General features: G+C 62.2%; 23 protein-coding genes. 12 read left to right on the forward strand and 11 right to left on the reverse strand.

All coding sequences use genetic code 11. The features are described 5' to 3' along the window. Window positions 1–73 precede the first annotated feature (73 nt). Window positions 74–517, forward strand: a complete 444-nt coding sequence (locus G473_RS0119575; RefSeq protein ID WP_029014491.1) for a nucleoside deaminase — start codon at window positions 74–76, stop codon at window positions 515–517. Window positions 518–580: 63 nt separating this feature from the next. On the opposite strand, the gene G473_RS0119580 is transcribed toward G473_RS0119575, so the two are convergent. Together G473_RS0119580 and G473_RS30900 are read right to left on the reverse strand one after the other, a co-directional pair. Further along, complete coding sequence (locus tag G473_RS0119580) at window positions 581–1,108, reverse strand: hypothetical protein (protein ID WP_029014492.1); 528 nt, start codon at window positions 1,106–1,108, stop codon at window positions 581–583. A 103-nt stretch (window positions 1,109–1,211) separates the two neighbouring features. Further along, complete coding sequence (locus tag G473_RS30900; RefSeq protein WP_051330497.1) at window positions 1,212–1,544, reverse strand: hypothetical protein; 333 nt, start codon at window positions 1,542–1,544, stop codon at window positions 1,212–1,214. A gap of 210 nt (window positions 1,545–1,754) precedes the next feature. Between G473_RS30900 and G473_RS0119590 the strand changes: the two genes are divergently transcribed. The 3 genes from G473_RS0119590 to G473_RS0119600 are packed head-to-tail and all read left to right on the forward strand — an operon-like array spanning window position 1,755 to window position 4,955. Further along, window positions 1,755–3,065: a glycosyltransferase N-terminal domain-containing protein gene (locus tag G473_RS0119590; protein ID WP_029014493.1), complete on the forward strand. Its 1,311-nt coding sequence runs from the start codon at window positions 1,755–1,757 to the stop codon at window positions 3,063–3,065. Then, window positions 3,062–4,066, forward strand: a complete 1,005-nt coding sequence (lpxK, locus tag G473_RS0119595) for a tetraacyldisaccharide 4'-kinase (protein WP_029014494.1) — start codon at window positions 3,062–3,064, stop codon at window positions 4,064–4,066. The genes G473_RS0119590 and lpxK overlap by 4 nt, the downstream gene beginning before the upstream one ends. Next, window positions 4,053–4,955 (forward strand): lipid A biosynthesis lauroyl acyltransferase, encoded by a 903-nt coding sequence (locus G473_RS0119600; protein WP_035708413.1) that lies wholly within the window; start codon window positions 4,053–4,055, stop codon window positions 4,953–4,955. The genes lpxK and G473_RS0119600 overlap by 14 nt, the downstream gene beginning before the upstream one ends. Window positions 4,956–4,967: 12 nt before the next feature. Here the strand turns inward: G473_RS0119600 and G473_RS0119605 are convergent, their stop codons facing one another. Continuing rightward, a complete protein-coding gene (locus tag G473_RS0119605) occupies window positions 4,968–5,333 on the reverse strand; it encodes a cupin domain-containing protein (protein WP_084438383.1) in 366 nt (121 codons plus the stop codon). 132 nt (window positions 5,334–5,465) lie between these two features. Between G473_RS0119605 and fliG the strand changes: the two genes are divergently transcribed. Continuing rightward, window positions 5,466–6,488, forward strand: coding sequence for a flagellar motor switch protein FliG (gene fliG, locus G473_RS0119610; protein WP_029014497.1), 1,023 nt, complete (start codon window positions 5,466–5,468; stop codon window positions 6,486–6,488). Window positions 6,489–6,534: 46 nt separating this feature from the next. Here fliG and G473_RS0119615 read toward each other — a convergent pair whose 3' ends face one another. Next, the gene (locus tag G473_RS0119615) at window positions 6,535–7,275 is read right to left on the reverse strand and encodes a TlyA family RNA methyltransferase (protein ID WP_029014498.1); all 741 of its coding nucleotides are present in this window, start codon (window positions 7,273–7,275) and stop codon (window positions 6,535–6,537) included. 70 nt (window positions 7,276–7,345) lie between these two features. Here G473_RS0119615 and G473_RS30020 point away from each other — a divergent pair, with 70 nt between their 5' ends. Genes G473_RS30020 through G473_RS0119630 form a run of 3 tightly spaced genes read left to right on the forward strand, consistent with a single transcriptional unit; the run spans window position 7,346 to window position 10,277 of the window. Further along, the gene (locus tag G473_RS30020) at window positions 7,346–7,486 is read left to right on the forward strand and encodes an entericidin A/B family lipoprotein (RefSeq protein ID WP_084438385.1); all 141 of its coding nucleotides are present in this window, start codon (window positions 7,346–7,348) and stop codon (window positions 7,484–7,486) included. 30 nt (window positions 7,487–7,516) lie between these two features. Then, window positions 7,517–8,923, forward strand: coding sequence for a sigma-54-dependent transcriptional regulator (locus G473_RS0119625; protein WP_029014499.1), 1,407 nt, complete (start codon window positions 7,517–7,519; stop codon window positions 8,921–8,923). Continuing rightward, window positions 8,913–10,277, forward strand: coding sequence for a sensor histidine kinase (locus tag G473_RS0119630; RefSeq protein ID WP_029014500.1), 1,365 nt, complete (start codon window positions 8,913–8,915; stop codon window positions 10,275–10,277). The genes G473_RS0119625 and G473_RS0119630 overlap by 11 nt, the downstream gene beginning before the upstream one ends. 29 nt (window positions 10,278–10,306) lie before the next feature. Here G473_RS0119630 and G473_RS27975 read toward each other — a convergent pair whose 3' ends face one another. The 7 genes from G473_RS27975 to flgB are packed head-to-tail and all read right to left on the reverse strand — an operon-like array spanning window position 10,307 to window position 15,980. Next, on the reverse strand, window positions 10,307–12,508 hold the full coding sequence (locus G473_RS27975) for a response regulator (RefSeq protein WP_051330498.1): 2,202 nt from the start codon (window positions 12,506–12,508) through the stop codon (window positions 10,307–10,309). A 29-nt stretch (window positions 12,509–12,537) separates the two neighbouring features. Beyond that, complete coding sequence (flhB, locus tag G473_RS0119640) at window positions 12,538–13,620, reverse strand: flagellar biosynthesis protein FlhB (protein WP_029014501.1); 1,083 nt, start codon at window positions 13,618–13,620, stop codon at window positions 12,538–12,540. 12 nt (window positions 13,621–13,632) lie between these two features. Next, the gene (fliR, locus tag G473_RS0119645) at window positions 13,633–14,400 is read right to left on the reverse strand and encodes a flagellar biosynthetic protein FliR (protein ID WP_029014502.1); all 768 of its coding nucleotides are present in this window, start codon (window positions 14,398–14,400) and stop codon (window positions 13,633–13,635) included. Continuing rightward, window positions 14,400–14,690 (reverse strand): flagellar biosynthesis protein FliQ, encoded by a 291-nt coding sequence (gene fliQ / locus G473_RS0119650; protein ID WP_029014503.1) that lies wholly within the window; start codon window positions 14,688–14,690, stop codon window positions 14,400–14,402. Before fliQ ends, fliR begins: the two co-directional genes overlap by 1 nt. Before the next feature lie 30 nt (window positions 14,691–14,720). After that, entirely contained in the window at window positions 14,721–15,035 is a 315-nt protein-coding gene (fliE, locus tag G473_RS0119655; protein WP_029014504.1) for a flagellar hook-basal body complex protein FliE, read from the reverse strand. A 40-nt stretch (window positions 15,036–15,075) separates the two neighbouring features. Beyond that, window positions 15,076–15,489, reverse strand: a complete 414-nt coding sequence (gene flgC / locus G473_RS0119660) for a flagellar basal body rod protein FlgC (RefSeq protein ID WP_029014505.1) — start codon at window positions 15,487–15,489, stop codon at window positions 15,076–15,078. A gap of 38 nt (window positions 15,490–15,527) precedes the next feature. Beyond that, window positions 15,528–15,980, reverse strand: a complete 453-nt coding sequence (gene flgB / locus G473_RS0119665; protein ID WP_245580186.1) for a flagellar basal body rod protein FlgB — start codon at window positions 15,978–15,980, stop codon at window positions 15,528–15,530. Window positions 15,981–16,295: 315 nt separating this feature from the next. Here flgB and G473_RS0119675 point away from each other — a divergent pair, with 315 nt between their 5' ends. Genes G473_RS0119675 through fliP form a run of 4 tightly spaced genes read left to right on the forward strand, consistent with a single transcriptional unit; the run spans window position 16,296 to window position 18,082 of the window. Next, complete coding sequence (locus G473_RS0119675; RefSeq protein WP_035708417.1) at window positions 16,296–16,619, forward strand: EscU/YscU/HrcU family type III secretion system export apparatus switch protein; 324 nt, start codon at window positions 16,296–16,298, stop codon at window positions 16,617–16,619. Beyond that, window positions 16,616–16,954, forward strand: coding sequence for a hypothetical protein (locus G473_RS0119680; protein WP_029014509.1), 339 nt, complete (start codon window positions 16,616–16,618; stop codon window positions 16,952–16,954). Before G473_RS0119675 ends, G473_RS0119680 begins: the two co-directional genes overlap by 4 nt. Window position 16,955: 1 nt before the next feature. After that, window positions 16,956–17,324, forward strand: coding sequence for a FliO/MopB family protein (locus G473_RS27980; protein WP_051330499.1), 369 nt, complete (start codon window positions 16,956–16,958; stop codon window positions 17,322–17,324). Continuing rightward, window positions 17,321–18,082 carry a flagellar type III secretion system pore protein FliP gene (gene fliP / locus G473_RS0119690; protein WP_425411585.1) on the forward strand — a complete coding sequence of 254 codons (762 nt, stop codon included), beginning with the start codon at window positions 17,321–17,323 and terminating at the stop codon, window positions 18,080–18,082. The genes G473_RS27980 and fliP overlap by 4 nt, the downstream gene beginning before the upstream one ends. Window positions 18,083–18,092: the final 10 nt, after the last annotated feature.

Below are 18,092 nucleotides of genomic sequence, written 5' to 3' on the forward strand. Positions count from 1 at the left end.
CTCTTGACGGCGGATAGCCGCCAAGCGCAGCCTGTGCCGCATCATGTCCCAAAGCCGTCACAGCCCATCCCCGATGGATCTGGCCTTTGCCGAAGCCGATGCCGCCGCCACCCGTGGGGAGGTGCCGGTTGGCGCCGTAATCGTCGATCCTGTCAGTGGCGAGATCATGGCCCGTGCCGGCAACCGCACAGAGGAACTCTGCGATCCGACGGCACATGCGGAGATTCTGGCCATCCGTGCAGCGGCACAGGCCTTACGCAGCCCCCGCCTGCCGGGGCTTGATCTTTATGTGACGCTGGAGCCTTGCGCCCTGTGCGCCGCCGCAATCAGCTTCGCCCGTCTGCGGCGGGTCTATTTTGGTGCCTACGATCCCAAGGGCGGCGGTGTTGAGCATGGGGCCCGCTTTTTCCAGCAACCCACCTGCCATCATGCACCGGATATCTATGGCGGGTTTGACGAAACCCGCGCGGCCATACAGCTACGGACTTTTTTTCGCCAGCGACGGGACGGGTTTTAACGCACGTGCAAAAGAAAAGGCCCCGTCGCCGGGGCCTTCATCATGAAACTGGACCAACAAGGGTCAGCGACGACCATTCCAGAATTCCAGCGGCGCGGAAACGGAAGGGACACCCGCGATATTGCCGTCATACATATGGCGCAGGAACGACTGGTTATAGCTCAACCGCGGCGTTGCGGACTGGTAGCTATTGGTCGACGGGTTGTAATAATAGCCGCGATTGTTGGAATAGAACGGCTCCGCATCATAGGCGGCAACGCCGTCGCCCAAAAGGGAATTGGACCGGCGGGAGCCAAAGCTGTTGCCGTTGCCAGCCCAGTTACCGCTCATGGAGAACTGCACGCCAGAGCGGGAGGAGCCATCACTGTCGCCCGTAATGCCCAGCATCTGACCCCCGACATCATTGCCGGGACGGGCATAAGAATGGCCGGCAACGCGCTCCCCAGGCGTCAGCGGGCGTTCAATCGGCTTGAAACCATTGACCTTGCCTTCCGGAGCGCTGGCCATCGCCGGGGCGGCCATCACCAGCGGCACCGTGGCCAGCACGGCAAAACCGGCGGCGCGGGCTGCACGGGACAGAACGATGTTCATCGCGACACTCCATCAATCCGCTAGGCGCAGGCACGAAGGCCCGCCAACATTCCCTTAAAGTCGTGCGGGCGGGCCTCCACGTCAAGCCTTTCTGCGCATTTCCTTAGCGCCTGCCATCAATCTGCACATTCAGCATGAAGGAATTGGACGGCACATAGCTGCGATAAGGGTCGTGATAGATGATGGTCGCGGGCGGCCGGGGCGCCGGGCGAGAGCCGTAATAATGGTAATGCACCGGCGGCGGCGGGGGCGGCTTATAGTGATGGTGGTGATGGTGCCGGTCACGGCCCCGATCATGGTGATGGTGGTGATGGTGATGATGGTGGTGATGCCGGTCGCGGTCGCGCCCATGGGCCATCGCGTCCGCGAACGGCACCATGGCAAGCAGGGCGGCGACAAGACCGGCGGGGAGAGCTTTTTTCAGCGTCACGTTCATTTTTCTGCTCCTGATCCAACTGCGGGCTATTTGCCAGGGACGCTTTAATTTTTGGTCATCCATCAAGGCCGCATTACGGCGAACAAGCGGCATGAACGGGCCAAAACCCTTGGAAATCCGTGACAAATTTCGGCTCTCGACCTGCACCACAGGGATGGGGCCGGCCATGGCGGGCAGGGGTCCGACCGTGCTAGGGTCCGGCTACTGGATTTGTCCGCCGCCTTCCCTGTCTGGACCTTGATGCTGGAATTTCTTTATCGCAGCCTGACCTTGCTGGCTGGCCCTGCCGTGCGGCACCTGCTGGATCAGCGCGCCACCCGCGGCAAGGAAGACCCGGCCCGGCGCCATGAGAGACTGGGTCGCCCTACGCTGGCCCGCCCGGCTGGCCGGCTGGTCTGGTTGCATGGCGCCAGCGTGGGGGAATCGCTGGCAATATTGCCACTTGTGGATCGATTGCTGGCGCTTGATCCGACTGTGCGGGTCATGGTGACAACCGGTACCGTCACGTCCGCCGCCCTGATGGACCGCAGGCTGCCGGGCCCGCGCGCTTTCCATCAATATGTGCCGGTCGATCTGCCAGGGGCGGTGAACGGGTTTCTGGACCATTGGCGCCCCGATCTGGTGATCTGGATCGAAAGCGAATTCTGGCCCAATATCCTGTCCGCAATCCGACGCCGCCATATTCCCTGCGCCCTGGTCAATGCGCGCATCAGCAGCCGCAGCTTCCAGAACTGGCACCGGTTCCCCAAGACTGCCGGGCGCCTTCTCTCCGTCTTTCAGCTTGCCCTGGCACAGACATCGGTGGAAGCGGGGCGCCTGACAGACCTGGGCATCCGGGACAGCCGCGCCATTGGCAACCTGAAATATTCCGCAGCCCCCCTTCCCGCCGATGAAGATGAATTGGCGGCGTTGCGTTCCCGGGTCGCCGGTCGGCCGATCTGGTGTTTCGCCAGCTCCCACCCCGGAGAAGAGGCAATTGCGCTGGCGGCTCACCGGCAGGTGATGGCCATGCTGCCGGATGCACTGCTGATCCTGGTTCCCCGGCATCCCGATCGAGGCGGGGTGATTGCCGATGAGATCGTGACCACCGGCCTATCCGTTGCCCGTCGCAGCACAAGCAGGTACCCGGAGAAGGAGAGCGCCGTCTTCCTGGTGGATACGCTGGGGGAACTGGGGCTGATGTTCCGGCTGGCCCCGGTCACGGCCATGGGTGGGTCTTTCATGCCAGTCGGCGGCCATAATCCGATTGAGCCGGCCCTGCTGGACAGCGCCTTGATCCAGGGGCCGCACATGTTCAATTTCGCCGAGGTGGATGCGGAGATGCGGGCGGCGGATGCCGTGCTTTCCGTGGCTGGCGGGGAGGATCTGGCCCCAGCCGTGCTGCGCCTGCTGCGGGACCCGGCAGCACGGGATCGCCAGGCAGCGGCAGCCAAGGCTGTAGCGGAAGGCAATGCCGGCGCCATCGACAGGGTGATGGCGGCATTGGCGCCGCTGCTGGCACAAGCGGGAATCGGCACATGAAAGCGCCCCGCTTCTGGTATCGCCCGCCGGGGGTGGCTTCCGCCCTTCTCTCCCCCGCAGCCGCTTTGTGGACCGCCATTGCTACACGGCGGCAGGTGCGGGCGACCCCCTATCGGTGCGGCGTGCCCGTGATCTGCGTTGGCAATCTGGTAGCCGGGGGGGCCGGCAAAACACCCGTCGTGCGTGAACTGGTCCGCCGCATGGCGGCTCGCGGGCCTGCCGCCGCTTCCCTGTCACGCGGGCATGGGGGCCGGCTGCCTGGGCCCTTGCCGGTTGATCCGCAGCACCATATTGCCGCCGATGTCGGGGATGAGCCTTTGCTGCTTTCCCGCCATGGCCCCGCCTGGATCGGCAGGGACCGGGCAGACGCCGCCAGGGCTATGACCCTGGCGGGAATCGGCGCCATCATCCTGGATGATGGTTTCCAGAATCCAGGTTTGCACAAAGACCTGTCGCTGGTGGTTGTCGATGGCGGCAGCGGCTTCGGCAATGGCCGCGTCATCCCCGCTGGCCCGCTGCGGGAACCGGTGGCCGCCGGACTGGCACGGGCGCAGGCACTGGTCCTGATGGGCGATGGTGCAGGTGCCGCCGATGCCCATGCCGCCGCCCATGGCGCCGGCATCCCGGTCCTGACAGCCAGTCTGCGGCCCGATCCGGTCGCCGCACGAACCCTGCAGGGCAAGCGGCTACTCGCCTTTGCCGGCATCGGACGGCCCGCAAAATTTTTCGACACGCTCCGGCAGATCGGTGCTGAACCGGTGGAAACCCTTTCCTTTGCCGATCATCACCCCTACAGCAGGGGCGAGATCACGGAACTGCTGGCCCGTGCCACGGCGCGGGGCCTGCTGCCCGTGACAACGGAAAAGGACGCCATGCGGCTGCCGGTCGATCTCCGCGAGGCGATCACCATATTGCCGGTGACGGTGGCATTTGACGAACCGGCAGCCCTGGATCGGCTGTTGGATGGTTTGGGTGGAGTGCGGATGAATGGCCAATCATAGCCAGACAAGACGGAAGCTGAAACGGCTGGTCCTGTATCGTCTGGAAGCAGCGGCAACATGGTTGTTCATCAAGGCAATGCGCCTGTTATCGCCGGAACGGGCATCCGATGCCGGCGGCTGGCTGATGCGGGTGCTGGGCCCTCGCCTGCCCCTTTCCCGCCAGATGCGCCGGAACATTGCCCGTTCCCTGCCGGAATTGCCCGCGACGGAACAGGAAAAGGTGCTGGTGGAAGCCTGGGATAATCTGGGCCGCAACTTCGCGGAATATATCCACCTGGACCGGATCGCCGCCAATTACGAAACCTATGTGGACCTGATCGGTGGGGAACACCTGCGTGCCCTTGCGGAAGATGGGCGCCCTGGCATCGTCTTCACTGGTCATTTCGCCAATTGGGAATTATGCGGCATCACGGCGTCGCGCTTTGGTCTGGAACTGACCTATGTTTTTCGTCGGCCGAACAATCCCTGGGTCGCCGAGATGCTGGCCCGTGCGCGGGCGTCGCTGGGCGGCAAGATGGTGCCCAAGGGCAAGGAAGCAGCCCGCGGACTGGCAACCACCATCCGCAGTGGCGGCCATGTCGGCCTGCTGATTGATCAGAAACTGAACGAGGGCATTCCTGTGCCCTTCCTGGGTCGCGATGCCATGACCGGCACCCTGCTGGCCGACCTGGCGGTGCGCTACAAAGCCCCAGCCGTGCCGTTGCGGGTGATCCGGCTGGGGGCCGCCCGTTTCCGGGTGGAAGCACTGCCGCCAATCGAGTTCACCGGTGGCGACACCCCAAAGCCGGACGGCACCGCGATCATGACCCGGCTGAACGAGATGCTGGGCGAATGGGTGCGGGAGAGGCCCGGTCAATGGATGTGGCAACACCGCCGCTGGCCGGACTGACCGGCCCCGGCCTCATTCATAGACGGCGTAATATTTGCGCGCCGGCTCCACTACCTCCCAGGTGCCGGTGAAGCCGGCCGGCATGACGAAGGCGTCGCCCGCCACAAAACGATGGTGCGACCCATCATCCCCTTCCACCAGCACGATCCCGGCAAGCAACTGGCAGAATTCATTTTCCGAGAAGCTGACCCGCCATTTGCCGGGCTGGCAATCCCAGATGCCGCAATTAAAACGGCCGTCGGTGCTGCTGAACCGGTTGGAGACGGATTGCACCGGGTCACCGGCCAGGATGCGCGCTGCATCGGGTCGATAACTCTCACCGGGCGGGCCATCCTGCCCCAGATCAACCACGGAGGGGAAGGCGGGCGATATATTCATTCCGTCGGCTCCAGATGCTGGGGCAAAAGTCCGGTGATGGGATTCACCTGATCGCAGGGCTATGCTAGAATCCCGTTATCAAGTCGCCAATATATTTGAGTCGCTGGCCTTTGTGCCCAGGGAGTTGCCGTCATGGCCATGCGCGTTCGTGAAGATTATCGCGGTCTGACCGGTCCGGAAAAGGCCGCCATCCTCATGCTGGCCTTGGGCGAGGAGATCGCGTCCAAGCTGTTCGCCCTGATGGGCGATGATGAGATCAAGGAATTGTCGCAGACCATGGCCAATCTCGGCTCGGTCAGCTCCAACCTTGTCGAGCGCCTGTTTGTCGAATTCGCGGAGCAGATCAGTTCCACCGGATCGCTGGTCGGTACCTTCGATTCGACCGAACGGCTGCTGACCAAGGTGCTGCCCAAGGACAAGGTCGACCAGATCATGGAGGAAATCCGTGGTCCTGCCGGTCGCACCATGTGGGACAAGCTGACCAACGTGAACGAGCAGGTGCTGGCCAATTACCTGAAGAATGAATATCCGCAGACCGTTGCCGTGATCATGTCCAAGATCAAGGGCGACCATGCCGGGCGGGTGCTCCAGCTTCTGCCGGAAAGCTTTGCCATGGAAGTGATCATGCGCATGCTGCGCATGGAGGCGGTGCAGAAGGAGGTGATCGACGATATCGAGCGCACGCTGCGCACCGAATTCATGTCGAACCTGGCCCGCACCAACCGCCGCGACGCGCATGAGATGATGGCGGAAATCTTCAACAGCTTCGACCGTAATACCGAAAGCCGCTTCCTGGCGGCGTTGGAAGAACGCAACCGCGACAGTGCCGAACGTATCCGCGCTTTGATGTTCACCTTCGAGGATCTGTCCAAGCTGGACCCCAGCGGCATCCAGACCCTGCTGCGCAGTGTGGACAAGCAGAAGCTGGCCACAGCGTTGAAGGGCGCGTCGGACACGCTGAAAGACCTGTTCTTCACCAACATGTCCGAACGCGCGGCCAAGATCATGCGCGAGGATATGGGGTCCATGGGGCCGGTGCGCCTGCGCGACGTGGACGAGGCGCAGATGTATATGGTCCAGCTTACCAAGGACATGGCGGCGCGTGGCGAAATCGTCATTGCCAGCGGCAAGGGCGAGGACGAACTGGTCTACTGACCCAGCACCATCGCGGGGAGGCTCCCCTCCCCGCGCCTCCCCACGGTCAGGCGTCGCGGCGGCCGCCGATCAGGAATTCCTTATTGCCCTCCGGCCCGGTGATGGGGCTTTCGGCAATGCCCAGCACAGTCCAGCCCGGCTGGGCCGCCAGCCAGCCCTGGATACGGTCACAGACCTCCTGGTGCAGTTCCGGCTCCCGCACCACGCCGCCCTTGCCGACACGGCCCTTGCCCACCTCGAACTGGGGCTTGATCAGCGCCACCAGATAGGCGCCGGGCCGGGTCAGGGCCATGGGGGCTGGCAACACCGTTTCCAGCCCGATGAAGCTGGCATCGCAGACCACAATATCCAGCGGATCGGACACCTGCTCCGCCGTCAGATGCCGGGCATTGGTCTTTTCCATCACCGTCACGCGCGGATCTTCCCGCAGCTTCCAGGCCAACTGCCCATGGCCGACATCCACGGCATAGACCCTGGCCGCCCCGCGGGTCAGCAGCACATCGGTGAAGCCGCCGGTGGAGGCGCCGACATCCATCGCCACCATCCCCGTCGGGTCGATCCCGAACGTATCCAGCCCCTTGACCAGTTTCAGCCCGCCACGGCTGACCCAGGGATGGTCCTGGCCCTTGACGGTCAGGGCCTGATGCTCCGGCACCTGGTCCCCGGCCTTGTCGATCCGCTTGGTATCGGCATAGACCAGGCCTGCCAGGATCAATGCCTGAGCCTTTGACTTCGTCTCTGCCAAACCCCGGTCAACCAGGGCCTGATCGACCCGCACTTTCGCCACTTTGGACATGGATTACAGCTTCATGATAATCGATCCGTCAGGAATAGACTGGTCCAACCGGGTAAGCCAAATGAAACACGCCACTTTGATCATTTCTCTTATCCTCTGCCTGTTCACCCTTTCGGCCTGCAACACGATCCAGGGCATGGGCCGGGATATCGAAAAGGCCGGTGAAGCCATCCAGGGCAGCGCCCAGAAGGCGAAATCCTAAATATCCAGTCCGGCAGTAAGGGGAATATCCATGGAGATGCGGTCCAAGGTGCTGATCGTCGATGATGACGAGGACATCCTGGTCGCTGCGCGGCTGATGCTGAAACGGGAAGGCATTCTCTGCCATACCGAATCCCGGCCCGACCGCATTCCCCAGCTTCTCCAGGAAGGCCAGTTTGATGCCGTCCTGCTGGACATGAATTTCGCCCTGGGTGCCAATACCGGTCGCGAAGGCTTCCAATGGCTGAAGCGGGTGCTGGAGATCGACCCCAGCCTGTCCGTGGTGCTGATCACGGCCTATGGCGATGTCGGTACGGCAGTAGAGGCCATGAAGCAGGGGGCAACGGATTTCGTCCTGAAGCCCTGGCAGAATGAACGGCTGATCGCTACGCTTTCGTCTGCTATCCGCCTGACCGGATCGCGGCGGGAGGCACAGGCAGCTTCCGCCACCAGTCGGGAACTGGCCTTGCCCGCCACAGGTGACGCCGGTCCTGTGATCGGCACCTCGCCTTCCATGGCCCGCATTTTCACCCTGATCGACCGCGCTGCGCCCACGGAAGCCAATGTCCTGATCCTGGGGGAGAATGGCACCGGCAAAGAGGTAATCGCGCGGGAAATCCATCGCCGGTCCCGGCGCCATGACAAGGTGTTCGTCTCCGTCGACCTGGGCTCCGTCTCCGAAAGCCTTTTCGAGAGTGAGCTGTTCGGCCACAAGAAGGGCACCTTCACCGACGCCAAGGAAGATCGGGTCGGCCGGCTTGTCGCCGCCAATGGCGGCACCCTGTTCCTGGATGAAATCGGCAACCTGCCGCTGCATCTGCAATCCAAGCTTCTGTCCGTGCTGGAACAGCGGGTGGTGGTGCCGGTGGGGGGCACCAAGCCGGTGCCCATCGATGTCCGGCTGATCAGCGCCACCAACATGCCGCTGGAGCAGTTGGGGCGGGAAAACCAGTTCAGGCAGGATCTGCTTTACCGTATCAATACGGTGGAACTGCACCTGCCGCCCTTGCGCGACCGGGCGGAGGATATCCCCGCCCTGATTGCCCATTTTGTCGCTATCTACGCCCGCAAATATAATATGCCCCCCAAACCGGTAGCGCCCGAGGCCCTGCCCCGCCTGCTTTCCTACCGCTGGCCCGGCAATGTCCGGGCGCTGCGCCATGCGGTGGAACGGGCGATGATCCTGTCCGGCGGGGACCAGCTGGACGCAGAGGATTTCTCCCTGCCTTCCACGGCTGGCCAGGGCCGCACGGTCCCGGAAGCACCAGCGGCAGCCAATGGTGCCCTGGTGCTGGATACGCTGGACCTGGAAGCGGTGGAGCGGGAGGCTATCCGCCGTGCCCTGACCAAGCACCAGGGCAATATCAGCCACGCGGCAACCGACCTTGGCATCACGCGCGCCTCCCTCTACCGGCGGATGGAAAAGCATGGGCTCTAAGCGGTTCGAGCTGAATGTCACGATCCGCGTCACCCTGCTGGCCATCAGCGCGATGCTGCTGGGCATCATGCTGGTGGAGACAACGTGGCGGGCCACCGCCCTGCTGCTGGCCATCGCCATCCTGTTTCAGGTTGGTGGCCTGTTACGCACCGTAACCCGAACCAACCGGGAATTGGCCCGCTTCCTCTCCGCTGCCGCCCATGGCGATTTCAGCCAGAATTTCCGGGTTCAAACCCATGGCGCCGGTTTTGAGGAACTGGGCACCGCTTTAAACATGGTGATGGACCGGTTCAGGGCCAGCCGTGCCGATGGACAAAAGCAAGTCGATTATCTGATGGCCATGCTGAACCATGTGCCTGTCGGGCTTGCGGCGCTGTTCACGGATGGTCGGGTCCAGCTTCTCAATAACTTCGCCCACCGCCTGCTGGGCCCGGAGGAATTGAACCGCCGGACCCATGACGGGCAAACCATCGCTGAAGCCTTACGCGCCCTGCAGCCGGGCAGCCGGATATTGCTGCGGGTGGCGGCAGGGGCTGCCGTAGGGCCCCAGCAACTGACCGTTACCGCCACGCAACTGATCCAGGGCGGTGAAAGCCGGCTGTTGATAAGCCTGCAGAACATTGCCGGCGACCTGGAAGCAACAGAGGTGCGGGCCTGGCAGGATCTGGTTCGCGTGCTGACGCACGAGATGATGAACTCCCTGACCCCCATCGCCTCCCTCAGCCGTACGGCCCAGGCAGTCCTGTCCGACCTGCGCCAGCAGACGGCTGACCAGCCGGCCTTTACCGAAGCGGTTGCCGATGCCGAAATGGCGGTTGAAACGGTGACGCGGCGCAGCAACGGACTGCTGCGTTTTGTGGAACGGTACCGGCAATTCACCGCCGTACCCACGCCGCAACTTTCCCGCCTCAAGGCGAAGGATATCGCCCAGCGGCTGGAAAGGCTGATGTTCCCCGCCATGACAGATCACGGCATCCGGCTGGAAATCCAGATCCACCCGCCGCAACTCGAATGGGTGTGTGACGGCGACATGCTGGAACAGGTCCTGATCAACCTGTTGAAAAACGCGGTAGAAGCCTTACGCGACACCCCTGTCCCCCCAGCCGGCGACCGGCGGATCACTCTGACCCTTCATCTCGATGAAGGGGGGCATGTGGTGATCATGGTGGCCGATAATGGGCCCGGCATCCCGCCGGAGATCGCGGAGAAGATTTTCATCCCCTTCTATACCACCAAGCGGGATGGATCGGGCGTGGGGCTGGCGCTGGCACGGCAGACGATGCTGGCCCATGGCGGCAGCATCACCGCTGACAGCCGGGTGGGCGAAGGCACGATTTTCACCCTGCGATTCTGACGCTGCGGTCGGGTTAACGGCGATACGCCTCACCCCGCCCCCATGACTTCCTTCACCTTGGTTGCCAACTGCTTCAAACTGAAGGGCTTGGGCAGGAAGTCAGCCATCCCGTCGCCGCCGACCGTTCCGCGGAACCGTTCCTCCGCATAGCCGGAAATGAAGATCACCTTCACATCCGGCATGAAATCCCGCACTTCCCGGATCAGGGTCGGCCCATCCATCTGCGGCATCACCACATCGGTGATGATCAGGTCCACCACCGGCCGGTCATCCCGCCGCAGCAGTTCCAGCGCCTCTTCCCCACACCGGGCCTCGACCACATTATAGCCTTTGTTGCGCAAAGCCCTGGCGGAGAAGGTGCGCACCGCATCCTCATCCTCTACCAGCAGAACGGTGCCAAACCCGGTCAGGTCGGGGCCACTGCGCTCCCCCTTATCCGCACCACCGGTGGGAAGGGGATGAGCAGCGTCGTTGAAGCGCGGCAGGTAGATCGAGAATTTGGCCCCGTCGCCGGGCGCACTGTCCACGAAGATGAAGCCGCCCGTCTGACGCACGATGCCATAGACGGTGGATAGCCCCAGCCCCGTGCCGGAGCCCAATTCCTTGGTCGAGAAAAAGGGTTCAAAGATGCGCTGCAAATTCTCTTTCGGAATGCCCACACCGGTATCAATCACTTCCACCAGCACATAATCGCCGGCGGGCATCGTTTCCGTCTCCCGGATGACGGGGGCGGCGGTGGTGAAATTGGAGGTGACGACGGTCAGCTTGCCGCCACTGCCCGCCATCGCATCGCGGGCATTGACGCAAAGATTGATGATCACCTGCTCCAACTGCCCCTGATCGACCTTGACCAGGCCCAGATCTCGACCATGCAGCATGCGCAGTTCAATATTCTCACCGATCAGCCGCCGCAGCAGGTTTGACAGTTCCGCCAGCACATCGGTAACGGACAGGATGCGCGGCTGCAGCGTTTGCTGCCGGGAAAAAGCCAGCAACTGCCGCACCAGATTGGCGGCGCGGTTGGCATTCTGCTTGATCTGCATAATGTCGGTGAAGGAAGCATCACCCGGTTTATGGCGCAACAGCAGCAGGTCGCAGAACCCGATCATCGCCGTCAGCAGATTGTTGAAATCATGCGCCACACCGCCGGCAAGCTGGCCGATGGCCTGCATCTTCTGCGACTGGACGAACTGGGCCTCCAAATTCTTCTGGGTGGTCATGTCCACCAGATGCAGGATCAGGCCGCCGCCCTCATCCCCGGCACCATCCAGGCGGCGGGCGAAAATCTGCACCACAGGCCCGGCACCGCCGCGCAACGGTGCTTCGAACGGGCCGCCCGGATCGGCCCCATCGCGAACCGCCATAAGCCGGTTCAGCACCGCCACCCGCTGGTCACGCTGGAACAACTGGCCGACCGGGCGGTCCAACGCCTCGGCCAGCGGCATGCTGGCAAGGGTCAGTACCGTGTCATTGCATTCCACCAGCCGCAGGTCGCCATCCACCTGGGCCACACCGATCGGCGCATGGTCGAAAAAGCGCTGGAAGCGACGCTCCATCGCCCCCAGCGCGGTGCGCAGCGATGCCAGTTCGTCTGCTTCCAGGACGGGCGCCGGATCGGGTATCTCAGGGATTGACGGCACCAACGGGGCTTCCACCGCCCGCTTCAACTGCCACAGCACATGGCCCGGCATGGTTTCCAGCGGATAGGCATGGATCTGCCAGTTCTCACCCGTGCGCAGGCGGAGAAGCGCGTCGCCCGCCCTGCCCCGTTCGGCCAAACCAGACAGGCGTGAAATCTCCGCTCCCGCGATGGAGGAAGCACAAGCCTCCGCCAGCGCCGTCAGGGGAAGCCGGGTGCCGGGCCGGGCAATATCCCGAAACGCCGGATTATAAATCAGCGCCTCACCGGCCGGCCCCGTAACGCATTGCGGCAGCCCTGCCGCCTCGATGGCCCGCGACAGCATCCGCCGGCGCTCATCCCCCTGGCGCAAGCTGTCGCGGATGCGGGCGAACAGGAACAGACCACCAAAGGCCAGAAAGGCGGAAACCACCCAGATCAGCAGCCCCCCACGCAGACCACCCGGCCATTCCGCCGGGGGCGGGCCTTCCACCTTGCCCATGGCGACCAGCCCGGCAATGGCCACAAGGACCAGAAGCGTCAGGCCGATAGCCACCAGCCGGACCGGGTTGGCGGACGAAACGGAAAAGAATCGCTGCGGCGGCTTGGGCAAGGCTGGCGTCCGGCTCTGTCAGGGAAAGGTCAGGAACCCGGCAGGGGTTTACGCTTCATCTTGAACACATAGGAGATGATCTGCGCCACCGCCTTGTAATGGTCAGCGGGGATTTCCTGGTTCACCTCCGCCGTCGCGTAAAGGGCACGGGCCAATGCCGGGTTGGCAATCAGCGGCACACCGTTGGCCTCCGCCAGTTCGCGGATGCGCATGGCGAGATGGTCAACACCCATGGCGACAACCGTCGGTGCGCCCATGGTTTCCGGGTCATATTTCAGCGCGACGGCATAATGGGTGGGGTTGGTGACGACCACATCCGCCGTGGGCACATTGCCCATCATGCGGTTGCGGGCCCGTTCCATCCGAAGCTGGCGGATCTTGCCCTTGATCAAGGGGTCGCCTTCCGCCTGCTTGAACTCTTCCTTCACCTCCTGCTTGGTCATGCGCATCTGCTGCATGAAAGTGTAACGTTGGAAGAGATAGTCGGCCCCACCCAGCACCAGCAGCACCAGCAACACGGCAAAGATGATCTTCGCCGCCAGAACCTGGGTTTCCCGGACGATATCAATCATCGCCATGGCAATGAAGTGATCGACGGAGTTCCAGAGCGGGCGCAGCATGACAAAGAGAACGATCGCCACGATCACCAGCTTCGCCAACGCCTTCAGGAATTCCACCAGATTCTTCATCGAGAATTTCTGGCCGAGCGCCGCAATCGGATTCAGGCGGTTGAGATCGAACTTGAACAGATTTTCTGTCGTCACCAGCCAGCCGACCTGAACCACGGACGCCAGGATGCCCGCGATCAGCAGCGCCACCAGCGGCACCACCATGGCCATGCCCACGCTCATCATAAGGTCCAGCAGGACCAAACCCAGCGAGCCCTCATCCATGTCAATGGCGTGCGGCTGCTCAATGAAAGGGCGGATTGAGACATTGATCTTCGAAAAGGACCAGGGAAGAATCAACAAGATCAGCACCAGACTGGCGCCGAGCACAAAGATATGGTTGAACTCCTGTGATTTCGGCACCTGGCCTTTTTCGCGCGCGTCGGCCAGGCGCTTACTGGAAGCGTCTTCTGTTTTACTGTCCTGATCCTGATCTTCAGCCATCGCCTGCTCCGATCAGGGTTCAAGCAGGGTCATGAGCTGACCCTCGAACCGGGTGAGCCAGAAGGTCATCAGCGATGTCAGGCTCAGACCCAGCAGAAACAGACCCATGACAATCTGGATCGGCACGCCGACGAAAAAGACCTGAATCTGTGGTACCAGCCGCGCCACCAGACCCAGTCCCAGATAAAATAGCAAGCCGATCACGATAAAAGGCGCGGCCAACTGCATCCCGATCATGAAACTGTCCGCCAGTACCCGGGTCAGGTGCTGGGCCGCATCATCGATCGGCAGCCAGGTGCCGGGCACAAACAGGCTGTAACTATCCACCACGGCCAGCAACAGCATATGGTGCAGCTCGGTTGAGAAGATCAGCACCATGGCCAGCATGGAGAGGATGGAGGAGAGTGCGTTGCCCGACTGGCCCATGGCCGGGTTGAACGCCTGGGCCGCCGACAGGCCCACCTGATTGGCAATCAGCATGCCCGCCGTCTCCAGCGACGACATCAGCATGCGTGCAATGGTGCCCAGAAAAATGCCGATCATTGCTTCCGCCAGGATCAGGGTCAAAAGCGCACCCGGCGTGGTCGGCCGTTGCGGCAGCATCGGCGTCAATACCGGCATCAGCAGGAAGGAAATCGCCAGGGCCAGCAGCAACCGGATACGGGGCGATACGAACTGTTCGCCATAGCCCGGCATGATCAGGAAAGCCGATCCCAGCCGGACGAACACCATCAACATCACGAAGACGGAGCCGCCGACCAGGGATTCCAACTGATCCATCAGCCGCCATCCCCATCCGGCCCGGTGCCGATGGCGATGATTTTATCCATGATGCCTTCAGTGAAAGTCTTCAGATGTGAATTCATGAAGGGCAGCAGGAAGACCATGGCCGTGAACATGATCAGGATCTTCGGCACAAAGGTCAGGGTCTGTTCCTGAAGCTGGGTCAGCGCCTGGAACAGGGAAATGGCGAGCCCCACCACCAGCGCAATCAACAACAGCGGCAGGCTGATGATGATGGTGGTGAAAAGAGCATCGCGAACAATGTCGATCGCTTCCGATTCAGTCATGTCAGATACGCCACGGTCACCGGGCCGACATCACATCGGCATGCGCAGGATTTCCTGATAGGCGGAGATCACCTTGTCACGGACATTGACCACGGCCTGCAGCGTCACTTCCGCATTGGTGACAGCACTGACCACGTCAGCCAGATCAGCCTTGCCGACAATGCCCTTGGCGCTCATCTCCTCGCCCTTGTGCATCGTGTCGATGGAAGTTTCCACCGCGTCCCGCAGCATGTCACCGAAAGACGCGCCATCCGCCGCGGGGGCACTCTTTGTGCTGGGCGCGGAAAGCCCGCGCTGGGCAGCATTGGCATAGGCCGAAGCAGCGTTGGAAAAGGGAATAGCCATGGCAGCCTCTCAAAAACTGTGGATTGCGGCGCCGATGGCGTCAGTTGCTGCGGAGCAGATCGACGGTCCGCATGATCATCTGGCGGGTGGCGTCGATCGTGTTCAGATTGGCTTCGTATGAACGCTGCGCTTCGCGCATGTCCATGCTTTCATTCAAGGTGCTGACATTTGGCATCAACACATAGCCATCCGCATCAGCACTGGGATGGCCGGGATCATACCGGCGGGGGAAATCCGACCGGTCGACATCAACCTTTTTCACCCGCACCTTTTCGGTGCCCATCTCCTGGTCCAGCACATTCTCGAACAGGATCACCTTGCGGCGATAGGGCAGATCGCCCGGGGATGCGGCGGTGGAATTGGCATTGGCCAGGTTTTCGGAGATGACGCGCAGGCGTGTACCCTGCACCTTCATGCCCGAGGCCGAAATGGCCATGGAATTCATCAGGTCCATTGCATCATTCCCCTGTCACCATTCCCGCCATAGGTCGATCAGCGCGGCGCCGTCATGGCGGTGCGCAGCATACCGACCTGCTTGCGGTACAGGTTGGTCACCGTCTGATAGTCAATCGCGTTCTGGCCGACCTTCAGCATCTGCTCTTCCAGCACCACGGCATTGCCATCGGGCGAGGTTTCATAGGGGCTGCGTTCGGCATCAGACTTGAAGCCGCCCTTATCGGGCAGGGTGCCGTTCAGATGGCCGCCCTGCGACCCCGCCAGTTGCATCTGCGTGCTGGCGCGAAGCTGCTTCTTGAAGTCGAATGCCGCCAGATCATGGGGACGGAAGCCCGGCGTGTCGGCATTGGCAATATTCTGCGACAGCACTTCCTGACGCTGATTATGCCACGCCATCTTGTCCGACATCAGCCGGAACAGACCGGTATCCTTGAGATCCATGACAGTCCCTTCCACCAGCAACCCATCAGCCAAGACCGATGGTGACATCAATACCTACACGCCCGTCAGCATTGCGTGCCTTGAGAGCATACAAGCAATTTACGGGCCAAAGCAGGATCATCACGCCATTCTGGCCGGGACCATCGCCTTGATGCGACGGCAGCCAGACCGGCAAACCGGTATGGCCTATCCTTACCTGAACATACTCCAACCAAGCGGTTAATAAAGGCCAAATCCGATCAGCATTCTAGGATGTCATCGTGCATTTCTGCTATGGTCGGGCACAGCGCATCCTGTAAACGCCTCACTCCGCATCTGTTTTGCTGCGCCGGACCGGCCTGTCCATATAAGGATCAACCCCGCGTGACCGACCCGTCCACGCCCCAGCCAGCCCCCCAGCGCCGTCAGGTTGCTGTCGCCCTGCGCCATGATCGCGGCGATGCGAAGCTCCCGCGTGTCGTCGCCACGGGGCATGGGGCAGTGGCGGAACAGATACTGGAACTGGCCTTTGCCACCGGGGTGAAGGTGCGCACCGATGCCGATCTGGCGGAAATTCTTGCCGCCGTCGATGTGGAAAGCGAGATCCCGATAGAGGCGATTGCCGCCGTGGCGGAAATCCTTGCCTATGTCTATCGTGCCAATGGCACCATTGGCGATGCCGGTGAAACGACAAGACCCTTGCCATGACCATTCCCCTTCCCCCACCGACCGCCGCCGATGTCAGTGACGCGCTGGATGGCCTGCTGGCCCTGCTGGATGCCAGCGCCGACAATGTGCGCAACGGCAATATGGTTGAACTTGCCGGCCTGGAACGGGAAGTGAAGCCGATCCTGGATGCCGCCCTGTCCCTGCCTCCGCCGGACGCGCGCTCCCTGCTGGATAAGCTGGAAGCGGTGATGAACGGGCTGGAGGCATTGTCCACGACGCTGCGCGAAAAATATGGTGACACGCTGGGCGGCACCGACGCCCACGCCACCCGCATCCGCGCCGTTGCCGCCTATCGCCGCGGCGAGGGAAGCTGACATGGGGGCTGAGAATTATATCCGCTTCGTCGCGGCGCTGGGCCTTGTTCTGGCCCTGATCGCGGTCTTTGCCCTGTTGCTGCGCCGCTATGGCCCCAATGCCGGCCTGCCGGTGCGCCGTCGCGGCAATACACGCCGCCTGAGCGTGGTGGAGGTGCTGACGCTGGATGCCCGCCGCCGTCTGGTTCTGGTGAAACGCGACGGGGTGGAACATCTGCTGCTGCTGGGCATGGGCGATGACCGCGTGGTTGAAACCGGAATCGCCCCGCCACCCGACACAGATACGGATAGCGGCACACCGGCGTCACCCGCCCTGGGGTTCAAGGCCCTTCTGGCACGCCAGACGGCAACGGACCGGCCGGCATCATGATGCGATTTCGTCTTCCCACGCCCTTTTTGCGCCTGATCCGGATCATCGCGGCATCACTGCCGCTGCTGCTCCTGTCGGCCACACCGGCCATGGCGCAGAGCTTTTCCCTGGATATGGGGGACGGCCCCAGCAGTACCGGTCGCATCATACAATTCGTGGCGCTGCTGAGCGTTCTGTCACTCGCGCCCAGCATCCTGATCATGATGACCTGCTTCGTGCGCATCATCATCGTGTTGAGTTTCCTGCGGTCGGCCATGGGCACGATGCAGGTGCCGCCCAATCAGGTGCTGGTCAGCCTCGCCATGTTCCTCACCTTCTTCATCATGGCGCCGACCTTACAGACGGCCTACCAGAACGGCATCGTGCCGCTGATGAACGAAGATATTGACGAGATGACGGCCTTCAACCGGTCCGTTGAACCGTTCCACGATTTCATGATGCGGCAGGTGCGTGAACGCGACCTTCAGCTTTTCATGGATATTTCCCGCACGCCGGCGGTATCGCAGCCCCGTGACATCCCCATCCATGTGCTGATCCCGTCCTTCATGCTGTCAGAGCTGAAGCGGTCTTTCGAGATCGGGTTCCTGGTCTTCATCCCCTTCCTGATCATCGACATGGTGGTGTCCAGCGTGCTGATGTCGATGGGCATGATGATGCTGCCACCGGCCATGGTGGCATTGCCTTTCAAGCTGATCTTCTTCGTACTGATTGATGGCTGGTATCTGATCGTCGGCAGTCTGGTACAGAGCTTCGGATAGACCGGTGGCG

It is taken from the genome of Niveispirillum irakense DSM 11586, assembly GCF_000429645.1.
Lineage (GTDB): Bacteria > Pseudomonadota > Alphaproteobacteria > Azospirillales > Azospirillaceae > Niveispirillum > Niveispirillum irakense.

What these genes read in the sequence shown, in the direction of transcription:
- flgB (WP_245580186.1), bottom strand. Translation starts at nt 15,980, where the DNA reads ATGTCACCATCGGTCTTGGCTGATGGGTTGCTGGTGGAAGGGACTGTC.
- G473_RS0119680 (WP_029014509.1), top strand. Translation starts at nt 16,616, where the DNA reads ATGACCATTCCCCTTCCCCCACCGACCGCCGCCGATGTCAGTGACGCG.
- fliG (WP_029014497.1), top strand. Translation starts at nt 5,466, where the DNA reads ATGGCCATGCGCGTTCGTGAAGATTATCGCGGTCTGACCGGTCCGGAA.
- flgC (WP_029014505.1), bottom strand. Translation starts at nt 15,489, where the DNA reads ATGGACCTGATGAATTCCATGGCCATTTCGGCCTCGGGCATGAAGGTG.
- G473_RS27980 (WP_051330499.1), top strand. Translation starts at nt 16,956, where the DNA reads ATGGGGGCTGAGAATTATATCCGCTTCGTCGCGGCGCTGGGCCTTGTT.
- G473_RS30900 (WP_051330497.1), bottom strand. Translation starts at nt 1,544, where the DNA reads ATGAACGTGACGCTGAAAAAAGCTCTCCCCGCCGGTCTTGTCGCCGCC.
- G473_RS0119600 (WP_035708413.1), top strand. Translation starts at nt 4,053, where the DNA reads ATGGCCAATCATAGCCAGACAAGACGGAAGCTGAAACGGCTGGTCCTG.
- fliR (WP_029014502.1), bottom strand. Translation starts at nt 14,400, where the DNA reads ATGGATCAGTTGGAATCCCTGGTCGGCGGCTCCGTCTTCGTGATGTTG.
- fliQ (WP_029014503.1), bottom strand. Translation starts at nt 14,690, where the DNA reads ATGACTGAATCGGAAGCGATCGACATTGTTCGCGATGCTCTTTTCACC.
- G473_RS0119605 (WP_084438383.1), bottom strand. Translation starts at nt 5,333, where the DNA reads ATGAATATATCGCCCGCCTTCCCCTCCGTGGTTGATCTGGGGCAGGAT.
- G473_RS0119575 (WP_029014491.1), top strand. Translation starts at nt 74, where the DNA reads ATGGATCTGGCCTTTGCCGAAGCCGATGCCGCCGCCACCCGTGGGGAG.
- G473_RS30020 (WP_084438385.1), top strand. Translation starts at nt 7,346, where the DNA reads ATGAAACACGCCACTTTGATCATTTCTCTTATCCTCTGCCTGTTCACC.
- G473_RS0119625 (WP_029014499.1), top strand. Translation starts at nt 7,517, where the DNA reads ATGGAGATGCGGTCCAAGGTGCTGATCGTCGATGATGACGAGGACATC.
- fliE (WP_029014504.1), bottom strand. Translation starts at nt 15,035, where the DNA reads ATGGCTATTCCCTTTTCCAACGCTGCTTCGGCCTATGCCAATGCTGCC.
- fliP (WP_425411585.1), top strand. Translation starts at nt 17,321, where the DNA reads ATGATGCGATTTCGTCTTCCCACGCCCTTTTTGCGCCTGATCCGGATC.
- lpxK (WP_029014494.1), top strand. Translation starts at nt 3,062, where the DNA reads ATGAAAGCGCCCCGCTTCTGGTATCGCCCGCCGGGGGTGGCTTCCGCC.
- flhB (WP_029014501.1), bottom strand. Translation starts at nt 13,620, where the DNA reads ATGGCTGAAGATCAGGATCAGGACAGTAAAACAGAAGACGCTTCCAGT.
- G473_RS0119580 (WP_029014492.1), bottom strand. Translation starts at nt 1,108, where the DNA reads ATGAACATCGTTCTGTCCCGTGCAGCCCGCGCCGCCGGTTTTGCCGTG.
- G473_RS0119630 (WP_029014500.1), top strand. Translation starts at nt 8,913, where the DNA reads ATGGGCTCTAAGCGGTTCGAGCTGAATGTCACGATCCGCGTCACCCTG.